Below are 19,955 nucleotides of genomic sequence, written 5' to 3' on the forward strand. Positions count from 1 at the left end.
GCACGACATGAAACCTGGAAAGTACATCGCGAAGGTTTACGAAGCGAACGTCTCGAAAACAAAGGCCGGAGACCCGCGTCCTTACATCATCTTCCGCACGGAAGCTGGTGAAGACTATCAGATGGGCTTCTCGCTCAAGACTGAAAAAGGTCAAGAGATCGCGATGAAACACGCGCTGATGATCGGCTATGACGGCGCACGCGGCTGGGCTGGGTTCAGCACTCTCGCGGTCGACACGAAGAAAGACTGGGAGATCGACGTTCGCGAGCGTTCACACGACGGGAAGAAGTATCTCGAAGTGAAGTACGTGAACAACCCCCGCAAGGCGAACGTCATGAGCTCGGACGAGATCGCGGTGATGACTGCGGGCTCGGCTGACAAATTTGCTGCTTACCGCATTCAAAACAACATCACGGTTAGTAAACCTTCGTCGGACGACATTCCGTTCTAAGGAGCAGTGAACATGGAAATCGTCGAACTTGTCCAGAACAGTGAAGAGTGGAAGCGCTTTCGTCTCGGTAAGATCGGCGGGAGTACAGCTCCTATCATCATGGGTGTCTCGCCCTACATGACTCCTCGCCAGCTCTGGCAGTGCATGCTGGGCCTTCGCGAATGGCCGGACTTTAACAATCCGGCAACACGTAGAGGCCACGAGGTCGAGCCCGTCGCACGCGCTCGTTACAACATCAAGTACGAAAGAAACCTTCAGCCTGTGGTCTTCAAATCTCAGGAGTATCCGTGGGCGATGGCGTCCTTGGACGGGTTTGAGATCGCCGAAGAGCGCATCATCTGGGAATGCAAGGTGGTGGGCCGCGAGGTTTTCGATCTCGCAAAAACGGGCATCGTTCACGAGCAGTACGTGCCCCAGCTTGAGCATCAGCTTTGGGTCGCAAAGGCCGACGTCGTTCATTTCAACTGCGTCCTCGCGGAGCAAGACGAGTACGGGAAATGGGCGATCACGGACGAAGCGATTGTGAAGTACCGCTCAAACAAAGCTTATCTTGAAAGACTGATTCAGACGGAGACCGAGTTCATGGAACGCATTCAGACACAAACCGAGCCGCCGCTCACAGACCGCGACACGCTTTTACGGACAGAGGCTGACGTCATCGAAGTCTACCGCGAGATGCGGGGACTCAAAGAGCAGATCGACGAACTGGAAGCGAAGATCACAAAGCTGAAGGGCGTTCTTGATCCGCTGAAAGCCCGCGCGATTCAGATGATGAAGCACAGCCGCGAAGAGTGCCAGGGCCTCACGCTCACAAAGCAAGTGAGCTTTCGCGTGGATGAAACGAAGCTGAAAGACCTGGGCGTCTCGGAGCAGGCGAAGTCCCCGGTTGTCAGTTACGTGCTTAGAAAGCGAGCAAACTAACGTGGGCGATCCGATCACGACACACGAAGCGGCGATGAAGTACCGGACGACCTCGCGGCGGATCTGCGCGCTTGTGAGGCAGGGACTTGTGACACCGATTCTGGCGCTCGGTTCCAAGCCCTACAAGTTTGACCCAGACCGCTTTGAGCGCGAGTTACTGGAGGCTGGATCTTTGAAAACAGAATCAGCCGTGAAGACATTGAAGAAACCCAAGCGCTCTCCCGTCCGTAACAGACGGAAAGTGAGAGAAAGACTATGGGACAAAGAATAAGCAAAGTGACCCGCGCAGACGGAACCACTGGCTACAAGGTCGATGTAACGATCAAGGGCCAGCGCATTCGCCAAGTCTTTGACAAGGCGGAAGCGGAGAAGCTCGTGCGCGCGGAGAAACAGGAAAAGCTTGAGCGCATGCTGGGTGTGAAAGCCGTTGAGCGTGTTTCGGAAGTGAAGCTTCGAGACCTGATCCGCGGTTACTGGGACGACGTCGTTTCGAAGCGAGTGTCGTCATGTTCACGCAGGCTTTGCCGCATCAACCTGACGCGGTTCTACGACTACGCTCATGGTGAGCGAAGTGTGGTTTACGTCAGCGAAGTGACGACATCTCTCATCTGGGAGTGGCGCGACAAGCTGATCGACGATGGGTTTAAACCGTCGACTGTGAACTACAAGATGAACGCCGTGCGCGGAATGTTCACGCGTGAAGTTGAAGCGAAGCGCATGAAGGCTGCTGACAATCCGTTTGACGGATACAGCGACCTTAAAGCCGTCAGTGAAGCGAGGATGCTATGGAAGCCACAATGGGTCGACCTGTTCATCTCGCACGCCCTGGAGCCTATTAGGAGCTTTATCGAAGCGCTAGCTGGAACTGGCATGCGTCCGATTGAGCTTTTGAGTGTGACATGGCGGATGGTGGACTTCGACAGCGAGATCTTGACTGTGCGTTGCGGAAAGAATGCCGGCGAACTCCGGTCGTTCCCGCTGGATCAGCATCTGCGCGAAGTATTCGAGGCCATTAAGCCTGCGAACGCTGGCCTAGATGAGCGGGTTTGGAAGCTCTCTTACAATCGCATGTGGGAGATCTTCACCGAACTGCGCGACGAACTGGGACTTCCGAAGAAGCTCTCGTTCTATGGGCTCCGTCACACTTTCGCGACGGACCTCATGCAGGAGAACGTGCAGGTGTTTAAGGTTCAGCAGTTGATGGGGCACAAGAACGTGGCGACCACAATGCGCTACGTCCATGTGCAGATGGATGACATGAGAAACGGACTTAAGACGTTACGAGACACAAGGGGTGCGTGAAATTTCCTGGCAAATCTTGGCAAATAGAGATGTTGGGAAATTAGAGAGAGTTGTAAGTGTTTGAAAACTGGCAAGAAATAAAGCTGGTGAAAACGGGCTGGATAATCTAAATAAGATCCTCTGGAGAAAGTACGGATCATGTCAGGCGGCGTCAGACGAGAACGAGAAATCGAGTGCCCTCGGAGCGCCACACAGCTTCGTGACGAATCCGATCTCCGCGAGCTCTTCAATCGAATCAATGTCCCAGGTGATGTAATCAAATCGAAGTTTCCCGAGTGGGCGACGCTCGAGCGTTTGTGCTTCGAGCTTCTGCCCCACGGGCAGATCTTCCATCTGGGGGAATCGCGCGCGACGGATGGCCGCGCCTTCCCTTTGATCGCCCTCAGCTTCGGGAGCCAAGATCCCCAAGCGCCGACCCTTCTTCTGAATGGCGGCGCGCACGGCCTGGAACGTATCGGCTCGCAGGTCGTCCTCGCTTTCCTGACTTCCTTTGGCGAGATGATCCTGTGGGACCGCCTGCTGCGCGAAGCCCTAAAGAACATCCGCATCATCTTTCTGCCGATCCTCAACCCCTTGGGCGTGCTGGACCGTCGGCGCGCAAATCCCAACGGCGTCGATCTGATGCGCAACTCGCCGCTCGACAGCCACGAAGCCGCCTTCCTGTTGGGCGGTCACCGGATCAGCCCGCGCCTTCCCTGGTACCGCGGCGAAAGCGCCGAACGGCTCGAGCCCGAAACGCAAGCGCTGCTGAATCTGATGGAAAGCCACATGCTCGAGGCGCCCCGCCTGATCACCATGGATTTTCACTCGGGCTTCGGCGTGAAGGACCAGATCTGGTTTCCGTGGGCCGGCAAAAAAGAACCCTTCCCGAACCTGGCCGAGATGTACGCGCTGAAAGAAGCGTTTGAACGCACGCATCCGCACCACGTCTACCGGATCGAACCGCAGAGCTTGAACTACCTCACTCAAGGCGACATCTGGGATCACTTCTACATCAAACACCGCACGCTGCACGAGGGTCGCGGCGTTTACCTGCCGCTCACCATGGAGATGGGCTCGTGGGCGTGGGTGAAGAAAAATCCGCTGCAGTTGATGTCGGTGCTGGGTCCCTACAACCCCATGAAGCCCCACCGTCTGAAACGCATCTTACGTCGTCACAACACGATCTTCGATTTCATGGTGCGCGCGATGGTTTCGCCCGAGGTGTGGATCCCCGCCATCGACGAGCAACGCCAGAAGTACCACGACCGCGCGATCAGCGAATGGTACAGCCAACTCGAGAAGGGAAACGCGAAATGAGCGTCAAACCCCGTCGCTGGATTTTACTACGTGGACTGGGCCGACACGCCGGACACTGGGGCGAGTTCCTGGCGCGGTTTAAAAAGGCGTTCCCGAATGACGACGTCGAAACCTTGGACCTTGCCGGCAACGGCACCGAAGCCGACCGCACAAGCTTCCGGACCATCGAAGAGAACGTCGCGGATCTGCGCGCGCGTTCGAAACTTCTGAAAAAGGGACCCGTTTCGATCCTGGCGGTCTCGATGGGCGCGATGGTCGCCGTCGCCTGGGCCGATCAACATCCCGGCGAAACGCGCGAACTCGTTTTGATCAACACCAGCGACAGCCGTGAATCCTACTTCTTCGAGCGCCTGCGCCCGCGGAACTATCTGCCCATCTTGAAGCTCTTCAAGCAGCGGGGCGATTTGATGTTCCGCGAACGCACGCTTTTACAAATGACGGCCGGGGAGCTTCCGCACCTTGAGCGTATCGCCGAAAAACAGTCCGAACTCCCCGCGACGACGCCCGAAAACTTCCTGCGCCAGCTCTGGGCTTCTAGCCGTTACAGCTTCCCCAAATCCCAACCCATCCGCCGCATCCAATTTTTGGTGGCCGACGGCGACTCTTTGGTCCATCCGAACTGCACCAAAAGATTGGCCGTGAAGTGGAATGCGCCCCTTGCGGCCCACCCCCGGGCCGATCACGATCTCACTTTGATCGACCCCGACTGGGTGATCGGACGCGTTCGTCACTTTACGGGAAAATCCGAGATCCAGAACGAGACGAATTCTTGAAGACGGCATCCTGATTCGAGAATCGGCGGCGCAGGGTTAGGCCCCGCGATTCGACTCAGGTATTCTGGTTTCATGAAACCGCTTCACAGATTTTTCATCGTCCTGGGTTTCCTATTCCTGTCTATGGAAATCGCGATCGCCAAGAACATGAGCGAGAGCGAAATCTATCAACGCTGCCATTTGAGACTCGCGAGACAGCTCCCGCCCGCCGACGACAAGATCGCGGCCGACGTGCGCGCCGGTCGTCGCAAGGCCGCCGACGCCTGCTTGGCGCTTCTGCGTTTGGCGAATTTCGACGCTTCGGGAAAGCTCGCGAATTTCGAGGATCCCCGGGCGCGCATGATCGTGAAGACCATGCACGACTTCCACCGCACCTATTTTCAGTCACGCAAAAACGAAGTCCTCTTAAGCGGTAGCTACCTCGTTCGCGACGGCGAAGAGGCGCCGCTTTACCTGACCCGCGCGCTCTTCCAGCCGAAGACCGCGTTCTCTTCGGTCGTCACCTTGAATCACGGCCTGACCGGCATTCGCGCCCGCGCGAAAGATCGCCCCATGGGCGCGATGAGCGAGTTCACCAGTAACCCCATCGCCCGCTACGGCACGACCCACCAACGTTACGGCGACCGGAACCTGAGCGTCTCGTACCCGTTCCGCGCTTACGTGGAAGGAACGATCGGTCTGTCGCTCGCGCTGCCCGATCCCGGCCCCGTGGGCGCGACCGGCATGACCGGCTCCACCGGGATGACGGGTTCCACCGGAGCCACGGGTTCGACCGGAAGCACCGGCCTGACGGGCCCCACGGTCACGCCGACGCCGCAAATCGTTTTGATCGATCCGCCCCCGGGCCACGTCTTTAAAGGAAATGGAACCTTCGGCGCGGTCGTCGAAAATTCCGTCGAGATCTCGAAGATCGTCGACTTCGGACAGCTCGTCGGCGTCGAAGCCGCGAAAGAACTGATCCTGCCGAACTTTTTCCCGCTGACGCCCAACGCGGTCATGCGCTCGGCCGTGGCCACGAAGGCGGCTCGTTTCGATGGAAACGCGCACTTCGGCGGCGGCATCGTGGGCTCGCAGAACTTCATCGCCAACAATTCGAATTTGATCACGAACCAACTGACGAACGGCGTGGGGCTCATCAACCGCCGCCTCAGCAACCGCATCTACGAGGATCTGCTCTGTCACCAGATGCCGTCCTTGTTCGCCGAAGACGTCGCGAGCGAAGTCGACCCCAAGTCGCCGCACCCCTTCCAGAACGGGGCCAGCTGCATGCAGTGCCACTCGTCCATCGACCCGTTGGCGTACAGCTTCCGCAACATCACCATCTACCGTACGACCATGACCGATAACTTCCTGGGTTTCCCGGTGACCGGCGTGCACGAACTTCCCGTCGTGGCGAATGCGAATCTGTTCGCGGCGACGCCGCCCACCGGACGCCTGATGTACCGCCGCCTTCTCGACGGCGGCTTGCAAAAGCGCGACGTCGCTTCGATCGCGCAGGTCGGCCAAGCGCTCGCGTCCGAACGCGATCTGTATCTGTGCGCGGCGAAGAAGTACTACAACTTCTTCACCGGCGTGAACGTGAACCTGGTCCGCCAAGCCGAAACCGAAGTCGAGCGCAAACACCAAGACGCCGTGCTTGAACTCGCCAAGGGCCTGCAGAAAACCCAAAGCCTGGAAACGATGATCGGCGATATCTTCGCGAGCGACGTTTTCCAGACCCGTAACCTCAAGTCCGTGGAGGCCCAACCGTGAAACGCGACATCAGCCGCCGCCACTTCCTCAGTATTTTCGGTAAAGCCGCCGTCTTCGCCCCGATGGGCTCGGTGATGTACGATACGCTGCTCGGCCAGGTGCTGAACCGCGCCGCCGCGGCCACCGGAAATCCGGCGCTCAATCCGAATCTTTATCTGCATATGTCCTTCGCTTCGGCCCCGCCGCGCTGGTATTTCGATCTGCCGCTCGCGCCCATGGGTCTGCACGCCGACACCTTCGCGGCCGGCGGTTTCGGTACGCTCTACACCGGCACGGGCGCGGACCCGAGCGTCGGCTACGTGACTGCGCCGCAAAAGCTCGGGGGCGAGACCGTGCAGCTCCCCCCGCTTTGGAATATGGCGCCCGCGGGTCAGGACTTCCGCAAACTGCTGGACCATACGCTGTTCATCCGCGGCATGGACATGGAGATCAACAGTCACCAGCTGTCCAACGCCCGCCAGGTCGCGCCCATCGTGAACGGCATGAGCGTCTCGGGCATGCTCGCCGACGTTTCGAATCTGCCGATCCCTTCGATCTCGGGACCCGAGGTCGAATCCGTCCGTGCCTTCCGCACGAAAAAAGGTCTTTCGTATTCGCGCATCGACTACACCTCGAACGCGACCGTGAACCCGATCGTCACGCTGCTGAAATCCTTCCGCGGCGAGCACCTGGGGCGCGCGACCCACAACGCGCGCAACATCGCCTTGCAACACCAGGCGCTGAAAGAGTTCGACAAATACGCCGAAGCCCACGGCATCACCGAATCGGCCCTTTCCAATATGTACGAAGCCGCGAACACGCTGGTCGAAGGCGGCATCTTCAACGAGGCGAACCGCTGGGCCGCGGTTCAGAAGAAATACGCCGACCTGTGCACCGCCGCGCTGAACCCCGCGCTGGGCTCGATCGCGGGGTTGAACGACCGCGCGATCCCGACGATCGCCGGCGACGCGCGTTTCCGTTTCGCGCAAACCAATCAGATCAACACCTCGGACCTCCGCCGCATGATCGACCCTTCGACCCGCATCGCGCAGATGGCCGAAAATTTCGCCATCGCCGAGATGCTGCTCGGTCGCGTGACTTCGACGATGACCCTGCAGTTCAGCAATATGTCGAACCTTCTGCACGACGGTGGACGCTTCGCGCTCACGCACGATCAGCACTTCGTCGGCGCGCCGGTTTCGGTCATCGCGACGACGCTGTTTTACCGCGCGTTTCTGTCGTGCATGTCGGAGCTCGTCGCGTACCTCAAAGAAGCGAAGATGTTCGACCGCACGGTCATCCACATGGGCTCGGAGTTCAACCGCAGCCCCCGCATCGATGCTTCGGGCTCGGACCACGGCGTTTCGGGAAGCGGCTGCTCGATCATCTCGGGCATGCTCGCCGAAGGCGGCATCGTCGGCAACATCGCGGTCAACAAATCGACGACCTCGAATTACAAAGGCACTTGGGGAATCGCGACCGACTTCGACATGGAAGGCATGAAACGCCCGATCCAAGTCAACGACGTCGCGCTGACCCTGACCTCGATGCTGGGCGTGGACAACGTCGTCACCAATGGACGTTCCGTGCTGCAACCGAAAAACGGCAAATGGGTGCTCAAGAAAAAAGAGGCCAACAATGTCTAAATACATCTGGCTCCGCCTGCTCGCTTTGTGCGGTTTCTCACTGATCGTTTTCACGTTCCAGAACTGCGCGCCGGTCTTGGTCGTGGGCCTGAACGAGGGCGAAGTGGAACTGGCCAGCCAGCAGGGCACCGTGACTCCGCCCGAACTTCTGAAGACCACCTTCGAGCCCGTCTTGATGGACCGCTACGTGCTGCGCACGTTCCTCGCCGACGTTTTCGGCCCGAGCGTCGAAACGCTTCCGAGCTTCGCCCTGACCGTGAACGCCATCGAGTACGGAAGTCCCTGCTCGATGTACGAGAACTATCTTTACGAGGTGTCGGCGGGCCGCGCGGCCTCGGCGAACGCGAACGAGATCTGCTCTTTGGGCGTGGCGAACTACACCTCGGCCCTCACCAACCCGAAGGCGAGCGTCACGCGCCAAGCGGAACTGCCGCGCATCTGTTCGGACATCGTCCACAACGACGGCACTTATAATGCGGCGATCGCGAAACTCACCGACCGAGGGACGGCCCTTCCGGACGTCAATAACGCGACATTGACGACGGCCTTTCATCTCTTTTATCGTGAGAAACCGGCACCTCAAGAATCACTCTTGGACGCACTGAAACTCTTGTCGACCTCGGGAGCCCGCGTGAGCAAAGCCGACTGGCAAAACGTCCTTTACACCATTTGCGCTTCGGGGCACTGGCAGGTTCTTTGATGTGGAAGCGCCTCGGAAGCTTTCTTTTGGCCGTCGCTTTCGCGCTACCGCTGCAAGCGGATGACGGAAGCCTGCTACAGATCCAAAGTCTGTACGGGGCCAACGGCTGGGTTCCGGGTCAACTTCTGCCCTTTCGTGTGACCGGATCCGCCATCAGCCAGGGAAAATTCCGCGGCGTCAAAATCACGTCGGAAACCGGCGCCGACTGCCGCGTGATGCGCGACCCCTTCCTTCCGGAAATCTTTCTGCTGAAGTGTGCGGATACGGACAAACTCAGCGTCGAATTCGCGTTCGAGATGGACGGTAGCGTTTACCGCCGCTCGATCGGCCCGATCGACGTGAAAGTTCCCGATCCGAACTTCATCGTCGATCCGAACCCCACGGGCCCGCCCATCACGCAGGTGGGCCGCCAGCTTTACTCGAGCCATTGCGTGAGCTGCCACAACCCGCCGGCGTCGAAAAGCCGTCGCAGCGCCGCCACGATCAAAAGCGCGATCCAAACGAACGGTCAGATGATGGCGATCCCGTCACTCTCCACGTTGACCGCGGATGAACTGAACGCCATCGCCGCGTACCTGGGGACCTTATGATGCGGCGACTGCTCCGGCGACTCCTGATGACCCTGCCGCTCGTTTTCGTCGCGCTGGCCTTCCAGAACTGCTCGGTCGTGGGCGAATCGTCGTTCACGTCGTCCTACAACGATCCGAACGCGAGCTTCTTCAACTATCCGTACAAAGAGAAACCGGAATTTTTCTCGCACTACCAGCTCATGCGTTTAGAGAAAACAAGTGGCCTGCGTAAATGGCGCTTCTACGGCGCGATCAGCGCGGCCGAACCGGGCGTCGCCATCGTTTACAATCTGAAGTTGCTTTCAAAAGACGGGGTTTTACTTTGTCCCACGCAGGACGCGACGCTCGCGAGCGGCTCGGGCACGGTGGACTTCGAGTGCAGCTCTCCCCACGATCCCATGGACACGAAACTCGTATGGCGGATCACCATCAACGGCAAAGACATCGAGCTCGTTCGCGAGCAAGCTTACGATGCGGAGTGAGCGCGGGCGGCGCTGAAGTCGCCGCCTAGTTCTGTCCCGCGCGCTCGCCGCCCACGTAGTTTTTCGCGCGTTGCGGACACGGCCAGCGACCCTGCTCGCGCAGGCCCCAGCGGACCTCGGGGGCGTGCTCGGGTTCCGAGATGTGCAACGTCGTTTCGGTCAAGAACGCGCGGTTGAGGTCGTTCACGTTCGCCTTCACGCCCGGCAGGACTTCGAATTCCACCTTGCGGTTGAACTGCTCCATCCGCGAGGCCTCGTCGCGGCCCCAGTCATTGCCCATCGAGTTCACGTAGCGGATGGCGGCGTTGCGGAAGTACTGCAGTTCCACCTGCACCTTCACGTCGCGGGTGGGCGTCGAATAGGAGCTGTAGTCCCGCTCGTTCATGCACTGACCGGGATTGTAGTTTTCCTGATAGAACTTCCAACCCGTGACGACCGCCTTCGCGCGGTTCTGCACGACGATCGTGAGGTTCTCGAGATTGGCGCGGATTCCCTCTTCCGGGGTGGGCTCACGCGAACGGATACGCTGCTCGACCGCGCGCGCCCAGCGGTGCCACGCGCTGCCGTCACGGTAAGCGCGCGGACGCCACTCGCCGATCTGGAACTGCTCTTCGCTGTAGTTCGGGCGATCGGACGAATCCGGCCAGACCCAGGCGCGGTAACCGCCGTCACGCTCCATGGGCGTGAAGATGATGCCATTGCGCGGATCCAACGAGCGGATCGCGGCCGGAACCGTAGAGCTGATGAAACGGATGATCCCGTTCTCGCGCACGTTCTGTAAGTAGTAAACGTGACCCGCGCGGTAAGTCAGCGGCGTTTCGCTGTCGCCCTGCGGGTGCAGGAACATCACGCCCGGGCGCAGAACGCCCGCGCGGATCGCGACGGGATAGGTGTCGTTGACGAGGCTTCGCGTATTCGTGGAGTTATTCACTTTCGCCATGAACCGGCGTACGCGCTTGACCGGATCTTTTTCGCCGTCGAACTCCGACGTCGCGTTCGTCATCGTCCCGTTCCAGGTTCGGAAACTCACGGGCAGGCGATTCTCGTAAGCGAAGATGATCCGCAACGCGTAGGCCGCGTCCGCGCAATCGGTGGGAATACGTCCCCAATCGCCGGTCGTCTTTTCGAAGATCTGTAGATCGAGGTTACGGATGAACTCGGCGAAGCGGCGCTCGTAAGCCTCGCTCCAGCGATTTTCGGTGGGCCAAACGTCTGCCCGCGCGTTCCACGCGCCGGCCATCACCAGCAAAAGGGCGCCGAATTTTTTTAGCATCCTGAGCCTCCGCCCCTTCCCAGTGCAAAGCCCGCACACGCCTAAGCCCGCGAGAGGACTCGGGGAAGCCTCGGAAATCGTCTAATTTCGAGACACCCCCTCCCAATTTGTGGCCCGCCAGGGCCAACGCCCGCGCCCCGGGGCACGGGCTTCGCTCCTGGCTGGCGTGGGCCTTGCTGATCGATTCCCCCATGAAAACCGCGCGCGCCGCCCTCTTCGCCCTGGTTCTGCCTTTCGCTCTCGCCGCCTGCCAAGGCGACGTGAAGGTTCACGACACGAAAACCGACGAGCCCTCGGCGAAACTCGTGCGCGGCAAAATCGACGACCGCATCTTCCGCTCGGCGGTCAGCCTGAAAATCCGAATTGCCAACGTCGGCACGCAAGTCTGCTCGGGCACGCTCATCGAAAAAGATCTCGTCCTGACCGCCGCCCACTGCGTGGACGGCTTGATCTCGCCGCTCGCCGGGGACGAGTTCAGCGCCTACGCGACCGCGCGGCTTCTGGACTACGGCGAGGGACGCGCGTTCATCGCGCACCCGAAGTACAAAGACGATCCCCGCCGCTTCGACCTCGCGCTGATCCGCCTGGAACTCAAATCCCCCGCCGACGGCCAGGGCGTGAGCGACGCGATCGAAATCCTGCGCGCGGAATTCAAAAACCCCGCGCGCATCGCCCGCGACTGGACACCGGACGCGAAACAAAATCTGCTGCTGACCGGTTCGGGCATCAAAGCCGGCTATCTCGAAGCGCCGTTCGAACCGCCGGTGGGTGAAGCCGGAAAATTCCAAGGCCGCACGCAGATCGACCGCGCGGGCACGTTGACCTCGATCTTCGACTTTTTCAAAACTTCGAGCTTCAAAGAGGGCGACCTGATGGAGCTTTCGGCGAACGAAAGTTCACCCTGGCTGTGCGCGGGCGACTCGGGCGGCGGCCTGTACCTGGAGAACGCCGACGAGACGCTCACGATCGCGGGCGTGAACTCGCGCGCGAAGATCTACAACTTCCAGGGTAAAAATCTTTGCATGCCGTCGGGCATGATCATCACGCCGCTCGGCCCGCACTGGGGCTGGATCGAAGACGCGACCGCAAAGCTCCGGAAATAAAAAAAGGACCGTTGTCGTCGGCAAGAAGACAACCGGTCCCGTGAATTCGGCTTTTGACTTCTGGCTTGCCATCTTGCGATGAGATCCGGAAGGCTCGGCCGTCTATTCCGTGTGATTCCGTGGGTTTCATGCCGTGGAACCTGTTTATGAACGTTCTCTTGTGCTCTCCCTGAACTCTCTGAGCTAGAAAGTTTTGGATCGTCACAACCCCTTCCGGAGTTGCCGTAACGCTCACGCCCGATCACAAGAGCATTCCCCGTGCCGCGTGAACCTTCGGGTTTTGTCCCCGAATCCGGGTCATTTCAGGAGACGCGGAAGCCCCTCGTGGACCTTTTTCAGCGCATTGGCCAATTTCACCTGGGTCGGCGAGAACACGTCGGGGCGAATGTGTTTGGTTTCCTCATCCATATAAAGCCCGCGGTTGAGTTCGACCTGGACCGTATGCCGACCGTCGCGTGGTGCGCCGTACTGTTCGGAGACCCGACCGCCGAAGTAAGGCCAGTTGTAGCCGACCTTGAAACCCGCTTTGACGTAGGAGGTGATCACGAGATCCACGAAGTCCGGATCGGCGCTCAGTCCCTTGCAGTCGCTGACCACGATGTCCGCACGACGCTCGCCGGGATCGCGGTGCTGATGGGTCCCCAGCGACGGCATCGAGTGCAGATCCAAATGATAAACGTGCTTCGCGCCTTCGTTTTGGAATTCTTGATAGAGATTCCGCACACTTTGGTGGAAAGGCTCATAAACGAGTTGAACCATCTCTTCATGCAGTTTGAGCGGCATGGGCTGCGGCATCAAATTCACTTCGGTCGTCGTGATGACCCAGTGAAAGCCCCGCGCGTTCGCGCCCGGAGGAAGTTTCGCGCCGACGACCGAGCTTTGATCGATGTCCTCGGGAATGCGGTTCAAATCCGCCGCGTAACGGTGCCAGTCCGTTTTCACGTACGGCAGCTTCAACTCCGCGAGCGTGGGCTCGTACAAGCGGTCGATGTAACGATCGACGTCGCACATCAGGATCTTTTCATCCAAAGATTGAAGCCACGTGCAGGCCTCGGGCACTTTCTCGCCCGAGTGCGGAATGGTCGCGAAAAACGGCAAACGCATACTCGCAGTCTGCCCCATCCGGCCTTTGGCGACAAGGGAAGAGCGGCGCGGCCCCCTCTGACACCTTGACGGGTGGACGTCCCTCACCCCCATAATAAGATTTGTCCCATCAATTCAGGAGGACGCGTGGCCAAGATCTACACCCGAACCGGCGATGGTGGAAAAACCCGATTGGTCGGCGGAAGTCAGGTCGCGAAATCCGACGCGCGCCTCGAGGCTTACGGGGACGTCGACGAGCTGAACTCGGTCCTGGGAGTTTGCCTGGCGCTCGGTCGCGCGCACGAGGGCGCGGTGCTTCTGCACCGTCCCGCCTACACGACGTTTCTGGAAGACCTCCCCCGCCTGCAGAATCATTTGTTTTTCATCGGCAGCCTTCTCGCCTGCGAAGACGACGAGCTGCGCCCGAAGCTGCCGCCGCTTCCCACAGGCGCGGTGAAAGCCCTCGAGGCCCGGATCGACGAGTGGACCGGTCACTTGGCGCCGCTCCGTGAGTTCATCCTGCCCGGCGGTCATCTGCTGGCGAGTCACCTGCACGTCGCGCGCACCGTCTGCCGCCGCACGGAACGCGCGACCGCGCGCCTGCTCGAAAGCCTGCCCCCCGGCGCGCACGCGGAAGAGATGATCTACCTCAATCGCCTGAGCGACTACCTGTTCACCGCCGCCCGTTTCGTCAATTCGTGCCTGGGCGAAGTCGATCAGGTGTGGCGGAAGGACGTGACGTGATTCTTGAAGTCGCCTCGCCCGCGAACGACAAAGAGGTCCGCGCTTTCTTCGAGCAGTTCTCGCTGAAAGGATACCTGGAGGTGCGCCCTTCGCGCCCCCAAGGTTTTTCGCGCCCCTACCAGGTGCACTCGGACGATTGGCGCACTTACCTTTTGCGCAGCGACGAGGGCGAGATCCAGGCGATCGCGAGCTTCGTGTTCCGCCGCGCGCTTTTGGGGGACCGCATCCGGCGCGTCGCCTGGGCGACGGATCTGCGGGTCGCGCCGCAAAGAAAAGCGATTCTGGAATGGAGTCAGAACTTCCTGCCCGTCATCCGCGAAATCTACGAGCAGGAAAAAGTCGAAACGATCTTCAGCACGATCAACCGGGCGGACCCCGCGCTGCAGAACGTGTTTCTGCGACCGCGCTCGGCGAAGCGGAGCTGGCCCCGTTATCACCTGTACCGCAAATTCGATCTGGTCACGCTGCACGGACGTTTTCCGTGGGCGCAGCCGAAGCTTCCGCACATCCGCATCACCCGCGCGGACAACTCCATGAAGGCGGATCTGATCGCGTACCTGCAAAGTCGTTCGCAGTACCGACCCTTCGCTTCGATCTGGGATATGGAAAGTTTCGACGAGCGCTTACGCCGCATGCCGGGCATGAAGCTCGAGGATTTTTTCCTCGCCCTCGACAACAAAAACCAGATCATCGGCTGCATGGGGAACTGGAGCGCCGAAGCGATCCAAGAGCTGCGCCCTTTGACTTACGGACTGCGCGCGCACAACTTCCGTCAGTTCTTGAAGTTCGGTCGTTTCCTGGGCTGGACGCGGCCCTTGACGAAACCCGTACGCTCGACCGGCTTCGAGGCGCCGCTCCACTTCCGTTATCTGGTGTATCCGTTCGCCTCGAACGAGGACGTCTTCGACTCGCTCTTGACTGCGGTCTATGAAAACGTCAATCCGGATGAGTTTCTGATGTACGCGCGGGCCGAGCAGGATTTCCGCCGCAATCCCCCGAAGGGCTGGATCGCGGCCGAGATGCCTTACTCTCTCTATTGTTTGGTGCCGCCGGAGATGCCGACGCCCGACTTCCTGGATCCCCGCAACAAAGAAAACCCCGAGATCGAAGCTTTCCTCTCACTTTAAGGCGCGCAAAAGTTCGCGCGCGATCTTCGCGTGCGCGCCCGGGCCGGGATGGAAGCAGTCGTTGGCCAGGTCACCCTTCGCGAACCGCGGCGCACGATTTTCATCACGCACTTCGAACGACCAGCCCGAGGTTTCGGGCAATTGCGCGACGACTTCGCGCCAAACTTCGATTTGCTCGTTCTGGAATGCGCGGATTTTTTGGATCGTGGCGGCGTTATGACGGCTGGTCGGCACGATCGACCGGCACATGCTGACCAAGGTCTCTTGCATCTTCGTGCCTAAACTGGTGATCGCCGCGCGGTTTTCACGGATTTCGCCGCAGGCGATCCGGCCACGGCCTTGGAAATCCACTTCCTGCGCGAGCAGATTTTCATTGGTCAGAATCTGCGGCACATCGAGCGGCGCCGTGATCACGACCCGGGTCCCGAGCTTCGGGTGCGGGCGGTAGCCGCTGATCAGACCGTGCAGCTGCCGATGAACTTCGGCACGGAATTGGGCGCGGAAAGCCTCGAGAGAACCTTGCAGCTCGTCGCCGCACAGGTCATTGGCGGTAAACGAGATCAAAAGCAGCGACGGCATGGACGGCGACACTTCCCGCAAACGTTCGGCTTGCTCTAAAATCGCGCCGACCCGGCGGCCGTCCTGCGCGGTCAAAACGATGCGTTCGGCCGGGACGCCCAAGCCCCGCGCCAACAAATACCCGAACGAATACTCCGGGATATCCAGACGCAGGCTTCCTTTGGCTTCAAGATTTTTTTCGTAACGTCGGCCGTCTTTGACGGCCTCTTGAAACTCGGCCTGCGAGTAAACGACGCGCACGAGCGGCGACAACCGCTCCTGATCGGCGATGCCGAAGTCCGCAAGCCCCGGAACCCGCGCGGGATCGGCGATCTGCACGGTCCGGCGCGACTCGCCGAGGAAGTTCGCGATGAGTTTTCCGAGCGACCAGAAGTTCGGATCCAGATCCAAACTCGTCGCCGCGCCCGTGATCCCGCTATCGCCGATCAGGCCCACCCAGGGCTCTTGATCCGAGATGCCCGCGCGAATTCGCGCTTCATCGCGCGCGATCGACAGCGCGTGGTGATGTGCGGAGCCGCCCGCCACGGGTTCGCCCTGCGCGAAACTCAAAACGCCCACCATTCCCAAAACAAAAATTCCAATTTTCATCTTGCGCGCGTGAAGAGCAAAGCCCGCGCCGAACGAAACACCGAACACGGCTCACCGGGTGCCCTCTTCGTGAAAGAGCTTCCCGTCCGACTGAAAGTTGGACAGCGATTATGTAACGCGACCTGGACTTTTCCGAGTGCCCGCGCCCCGACCTCGGTCCCTGGTCCACGGACTTTTTGCTGACCCCCGGAAGCTTCCCACTTTAGACTGGTTGGGAATTGGATTTTCAACAGATATCGCGAGTTTGTCTCGCGGTGGTGACCGCGGAAGCTCAGGAGTCCGAGTGGCGATTGACAGCCAGACGAGTACGTACAGCATTCAAAGACGCTCGCGCACGTCCGGATTCGACATCCGTAAATTTCTGCCTTGGCTGCTCGTCTTGTTGTTCGCTTACTTCGCGGCCGACTTGATCATCATCAAACTGCGTCCCTACATGCTTCCCAATGAAGCGCCGCCCGCGCGGGGCTCGCGTCAGAACCGCGCGCAACTCTTCGACCGCACGGGACTTTCCACGATCACCTCGCGCAATATCTTTAACGAAGGCGCGCAGATCCCGCCCGCGCTGGTGCCCGCGGGTCAAGAGCGCGCGACCGAAGACGCGGCCCCCGTTCCGTCGGGACTGCCCTTGACCCTGGTCGGGACCCTGGTTCACTCCAACCCCGAAAAGTCGATCGCGACCATCGAGGTGAAGTCCAAAACGGTGACGGTCGCCTTGCGCGTGGGGAAAGACATTCCCGGCATCGCGACGCTCGTGCGCGTGGAGCGCAACAAAGCGATCATCCGGAATCTGGGCAACAACCGCCTGGAATTCATCGAGATCAAACAAGCGAACAAACTGGCGTTCAACTCGGCGAAGCCCATGACGAACACCACCAGCAGCGAAGTGAAAGTCACGGGACAGAATCGCTTCGAGGTCAACCGCGCGGACGTGCTGAAGTACACGAGCGACATGGCGTCGGTCCTCCAGCAGGCGGCGATGCAGCCGCGCCGGAATGCGAACGGCGAAATCGAATGTTTCAAATTTTTGGCGATCCAACCCGGCAGCATCTACACGCAGCTCGGCTTCCAAGTCGGCGACTGCTTGAAGGGCGTGAACGGAGAAAAGATCGACTCGCCCGCCAAGGCGATGGAAATGTACAACGCGCTCAAAACTTCGAACAACATCAAGATCAATGTTGAGCGCGACGGTCGGGACCAAGAAAACGACTATACGGTAAAATAAAAAGGCCGAAGTAAAAAACCAAGGATGGTGGCAATGGCAAAACATGGACGTTTATGGCTGGCGGCGCTCGTAGCGGCAACCCAGGCCATCACCCCCCGGGCGAGCGCCCAGTTCGACGATTTGAATGATAACTTCGCGCCGCCTCCGCCGCCGAGTTTCGACGAGTTCGCTCCGCCCCCGCCGCCGCCTTCCGGCGGTGGCTTCGACTCGTCCGGCTCGGGATCTTCGGGCACCGGCGGCGCCGCGGGCGCGCCCGGCGACGGATCGATGAACCAAGCGCAGAAAAACAAATTCGCGAAAGCCCCCATCGAGGACATCACCGCGGAGAACTTCCCGGAGACCATCGACAGCTTCGACTTTCCGAACGCGGACATCCAGGACATCGTGAAGGCGATCTCGGAATTGACCGGGAAGAACTTCATCATCGATCCCGGCGTGCGCGGCAAGATCACGATCATCGCGCCTTCGAAAATTTCCGTCGCGGAAGCCTACAAGGCGTTTCTTTCCGCGCTCGCGATCAACGGTTACGCGATCGTGCCCTCGGGGAACTTCCTGAAAATCCGCACGGCGCGAAACGCGCAACGTGACGGGATCGAAACCTATTCGGGCTCCTATTTCCCGAACGCGGATCAGATGGTGACCAAGATCATCCACTTGAAACACATCTCGGCCGAAGCGGTGAACCGCGACCTGCGGATCCTGCAATCGAAAGACGGCGAAATGTCGCCCTACCCGCCCACGAACTCGCTCATCATCTCGGATTACGGTTCGAACATCGAGCGCATCATGCGGATCCTCAATCAACTCGACGTCCCGGGCTTCGAGGACCAATTGGAAGTGATCCAGGTCCGCTACGCGAAGTCGAAAGACATGGCCGAGCTGATCATGAAGATCGTGAATCGCGGCGAACAACAGCAGCAACGTGGCGGCACCTTCACCGCGGGCGTCCCCCGTTTCGGCAACACCGCCGCGCGCGGAGCTTCGGGCAATCAAGGTTCGGCCTATTTCATGGTCATCCCCGATGAGCGCACGAACGGCCTGATCGTCAGCGGAAACAAAGCGGGTCTCGAGCGCATCCGTCGCCTTCTGCAACAGCTGGATCGCAAGATCGACGCGGGCGAAGCCGGCGGCGTTTTCGTGTACTACGTGAAGTACGGTGATGCGACCAATATCGCGACGACCCTCTCGGGCATCGCGAAGGACGCGGCCCCCCGCCCCGCTTCGGGCGCGGCCCCCGCGGCCCCGAACGTGTCCCCGGTTTCGGGCGTGCAGACCTCGACGCAAGAGATCTTCGGCGGCGACGTGAAGATCACGGCCGACAAAACGACGAACTCCATCGTCGTGATCGCATCGAAACAGGATTACGAAGTGGTGCTCTCGCTTCTGCGCAAGATCGACATCCAGCGCGATCAAGTCTACGTGGAGGCGATCATCATGGAGATGTCGGGTAACGTCGTTGACGACTACAAGATCGGCTTCTTCAACTTCGTCGGCGAATCGGGCGTGAAAGCCGGCTTCAACGGGATCGATGGCGAAACCCTGGGCTCGCTTTTGAACCCCACCGGCGGTTCGGGCGTGATCTTGCCCTTCGGCGATCCGAATTCGACCGTGACCATCACGCCGATCACCGGCGGTCAGGCGATCAAGATCCCGTCGCTTCTGGGTTTCATCAACTTCCTGAAGACGAACAAAAACGGGAACGTCCTTTCCAATCCGCAGATCCTGGCGCTCGATGCCCAAGAGGCGTCGATCACCGTCGGGGATCGCGTCGTCGTCGGAACGACGCTCGGCCCGGCCGTCGCCGGCACCGCGCCCGCCGTCGTCCCGCAGTTCGAAGACGCGAACCTGGAGCTGAAGGTGAAACCCTTCATCTCGCCCGAGGATCAGAACATCCGGATGGACCTGGAAGCGTCCCTGAAGCAGCCCTCGCAGGCCCGTACGCCCTCGGCGCTGCAGACGACGACCCAGCCGCTCTCGACCCGTAAGATCAAAACGAACATCATGGTTCGTAACGGTGACACGGCGGTCCTCGGCGGACTGATCAAAGAGGACGAACAGGAAACCATCACCAAGGTTCCCCTTCTCGGCGATATCCCGATCTTGGGCTGGCTGTTCAAGTCGCGGAACCTGAACCGCGGGAAGACGAACCTGAATATCTTCCTGACTCCCCGGATTATTCGCTCGTCCGACGACAGCCGCCAGCTTCTGGGCCGCAAAATCGAACAGCGCCTGGACTACATCAAGCAGACCGGCGGCCGCGACACCTTCGGCGCCCAGATCGACGAGCTCACCGGAGTGAAAGCGACCGCTCCGTCGAATACTTCGAATCAGTAAGTCGCATTACGACAACGGATCTTAAAAC

18 protein-coding genes are annotated in these 19,955 nt (G+C 59.9%); 15 read left to right on the top strand and 3 right to left on the bottom strand.

Annotation, left to right across the window (positions count from 1 at the left end):
• The first annotated feature begins 7 nt into the window (after positions 1–7).
• From KF767_09005 to KF767_09050, 10 genes are all read left to right on the top strand, one after another.
• A complete protein-coding gene (locus KF767_09005; protein MBX3018015.1) occupies positions 8–451 on the top strand; it encodes a hypothetical protein in 444 nt (147 codons plus the stop codon).
• 12 nt (positions 452–463) lie between these two features.
• Entirely contained in the window at positions 464–1,372 is a 909-nt protein-coding gene (locus KF767_09010) for a YqaJ viral recombinase family protein (GenBank protein MBX3018016.1), read from the top strand.
• A gap of 276 nt (positions 1,373–1,648) precedes the next feature.
• Positions 1,649–2,674 carry a tyrosine-type recombinase/integrase gene (locus tag KF767_09015; GenBank protein MBX3018017.1) on the top strand — a complete coding sequence of 342 codons (1,026 nt, stop codon included), beginning with the start codon at positions 1,649–1,651 and terminating at the stop codon, positions 2,672–2,674.
• A gap of 294 nt (positions 2,675–2,968) precedes the next feature.
• Complete coding sequence (locus KF767_09020) at positions 2,969–3,973, top strand: DUF2817 domain-containing protein (GenBank protein MBX3018018.1); 1,005 nt, start codon at positions 2,969–2,971, stop codon at positions 3,971–3,973.
• Positions 3,970–4,746, top strand: coding sequence for an alpha/beta hydrolase (locus KF767_09025; GenBank protein ID MBX3018019.1), 777 nt, complete (start codon positions 3,970–3,972; stop codon positions 4,744–4,746). Before KF767_09020 ends, KF767_09025 begins: the two co-directional genes overlap by 4 nt.
• Positions 4,747–4,818: 72 nt before the next feature.
• Positions 4,819–6,498, top strand: a complete 1,680-nt coding sequence (locus KF767_09030) for a hypothetical protein (GenBank protein MBX3018020.1) — start codon at positions 4,819–4,821, stop codon at positions 6,496–6,498.
• Complete coding sequence (locus tag KF767_09035; protein MBX3018021.1) at positions 6,495–8,123, top strand: DUF1501 domain-containing protein; 1,629 nt, start codon at positions 6,495–6,497, stop codon at positions 8,121–8,123. Before KF767_09030 ends, KF767_09035 begins: the two co-directional genes overlap by 4 nt.
• Positions 8,116–8,823: a hypothetical protein gene (locus tag KF767_09040; GenBank protein ID MBX3018022.1), complete on the top strand. Its 708-nt coding sequence runs from the start codon at positions 8,116–8,118 to the stop codon at positions 8,821–8,823. The genes KF767_09035 and KF767_09040 overlap by 8 nt, the downstream gene beginning before the upstream one ends.
• Entirely contained in the window at positions 8,823–9,413 is a 591-nt protein-coding gene (locus KF767_09045) for a cytochrome c (GenBank protein ID MBX3018023.1), read from the top strand. Before KF767_09040 ends, KF767_09045 begins: the two co-directional genes overlap by 1 nt.
• Positions 9,410–9,874 carry a hypothetical protein gene (locus KF767_09050; protein MBX3018024.1) on the top strand — a complete coding sequence of 155 codons (465 nt, stop codon included), beginning with the start codon at positions 9,410–9,412 and terminating at the stop codon, positions 9,872–9,874. The genes KF767_09045 and KF767_09050 overlap by 4 nt, the downstream gene beginning before the upstream one ends.
• A 25-nt stretch (positions 9,875–9,899) precedes the next feature.
• Here KF767_09050 and KF767_09055 read toward each other — a convergent pair whose 3' ends face one another.
• Positions 9,900–11,147: a hypothetical protein gene (locus tag KF767_09055; protein MBX3018025.1), complete on the bottom strand. Its 1,248-nt coding sequence runs from the start codon at positions 11,145–11,147 to the stop codon at positions 9,900–9,902.
• Positions 11,148–11,338: 191 nt separating this feature from the next.
• Here KF767_09055 and KF767_09060 point away from each other — a divergent pair, with 191 nt between their 5' ends.
• On the top strand, positions 11,339–12,250 hold the full coding sequence (locus KF767_09060; protein ID MBX3018026.1) for a trypsin-like serine protease: 912 nt from the start codon (positions 11,339–11,341) through the stop codon (positions 12,248–12,250).
• Positions 12,251–12,547: 297 nt separating this feature from the next.
• On the opposite strand, the gene KF767_09065 is transcribed toward KF767_09060, so the two are convergent.
• Complete coding sequence (locus tag KF767_09065; GenBank protein ID MBX3018027.1) at positions 12,548–13,354, bottom strand: N-formylglutamate amidohydrolase; 807 nt, start codon at positions 13,352–13,354, stop codon at positions 12,548–12,550.
• 99 nt (positions 13,355–13,453) lie between these two features.
• Here KF767_09065 and KF767_09070 point away from each other — a divergent pair, with 99 nt between their 5' ends.
• Positions 13,454–14,077, top strand: coding sequence for a cob(I)yrinic acid a,c-diamide adenosyltransferase (locus KF767_09070; GenBank protein MBX3018028.1), 624 nt, complete (start codon positions 13,454–13,456; stop codon positions 14,075–14,077).
• Positions 14,056–15,204, top strand: a complete 1,149-nt coding sequence (locus KF767_09075; GenBank protein MBX3018029.1) for a hypothetical protein — start codon at positions 14,056–14,058, stop codon at positions 15,202–15,204. The genes KF767_09070 and KF767_09075 overlap by 22 nt, the downstream gene beginning before the upstream one ends.
• Here the strand turns inward: KF767_09075 and KF767_09080 are convergent.
• Positions 15,196–16,371: a hypothetical protein gene (locus tag KF767_09080; GenBank protein ID MBX3018030.1), complete on the bottom strand. Its 1,176-nt coding sequence runs from the start codon at positions 16,369–16,371 to the stop codon at positions 15,196–15,198. The genes KF767_09075 and KF767_09080 overlap by 9 nt on opposite strands.
• A gap of 283 nt (positions 16,372–16,654) precedes the next feature.
• Between KF767_09080 and KF767_09085 the strand changes: the two genes are divergently transcribed.
• Both KF767_09085 and gspD read left to right on the top strand, forming a co-directional pair.
• On the top strand, positions 16,655–17,593 hold the full coding sequence (locus tag KF767_09085; GenBank protein ID MBX3018031.1) for a general secretion pathway protein GspC: 939 nt from the start codon (positions 16,655–16,657) through the stop codon (positions 17,591–17,593).
• 33 nt (positions 17,594–17,626) lie between these two features.
• Entirely contained in the window at positions 17,627–19,927 is a 2,301-nt protein-coding gene (gene gspD, locus KF767_09090) for a type II secretion system secretin GspD (protein MBX3018032.1), read from the top strand.
• Positions 19,928–19,955: the final 28 nt, after the last annotated feature.

It is taken from the genome of Pseudobdellovibrionaceae bacterium, from assembly GCA_019637875.1.
Taxonomy (GTDB): Bacteria; Bdellovibrionota; Bdellovibrionia; order Bdellovibrionales; family Bdellovibrionaceae; genus JAHBUW01.

Coding starts and splice junctions, on each gene's coding strand:
- KF767_09005 (MBX3018015.1), top strand. CDS start 8: ATGAAACCTGGAAAGTACATCGCGAAGGTTTACGAAGCGAACGTCTCG.
- KF767_09010 (MBX3018016.1), top strand. CDS start 464: ATGGAAATCGTCGAACTTGTCCAGAACAGTGAAGAGTGGAAGCGCTTT.
- KF767_09025 (MBX3018019.1), top strand. CDS start 3,970: ATGAGCGTCAAACCCCGTCGCTGGATTTTACTACGTGGACTGGGCCGA.
- KF767_09030 (MBX3018020.1), top strand. CDS start 4,819: ATGAAACCGCTTCACAGATTTTTCATCGTCCTGGGTTTCCTATTCCTG.
- KF767_09040 (MBX3018022.1), top strand. CDS start 8,116: ATGTCTAAATACATCTGGCTCCGCCTGCTCGCTTTGTGCGGTTTCTCA.
- KF767_09045 (MBX3018023.1), top strand. CDS start 8,823: ATGTGGAAGCGCCTCGGAAGCTTTCTTTTGGCCGTCGCTTTCGCGCTA.
- KF767_09050 (MBX3018024.1), top strand. CDS start 9,410: ATGATGCGGCGACTGCTCCGGCGACTCCTGATGACCCTGCCGCTCGTT.
- KF767_09055 (MBX3018025.1), bottom strand. CDS start 11,147: ATGCTAAAAAAATTCGGCGCCCTTTTGCTGGTGATGGCCGGCGCGTGG.
- KF767_09060 (MBX3018026.1), top strand. CDS start 11,339: ATGAAAACCGCGCGCGCCGCCCTCTTCGCCCTGGTTCTGCCTTTCGCT.
- KF767_09065 (MBX3018027.1), bottom strand. CDS start 13,354: ATGCGTTTGCCGTTTTTCGCGACCATTCCGCACTCGGGCGAGAAAGTG.
- KF767_09080 (MBX3018030.1), bottom strand. CDS start 16,371: ATGAAAATTGGAATTTTTGTTTTGGGAATGGTGGGCGTTTTGAGTTTC.
- gspD (MBX3018032.1), top strand. CDS start 17,627: ATGGCAAAACATGGACGTTTATGGCTGGCGGCGCTCGTAGCGGCAACC.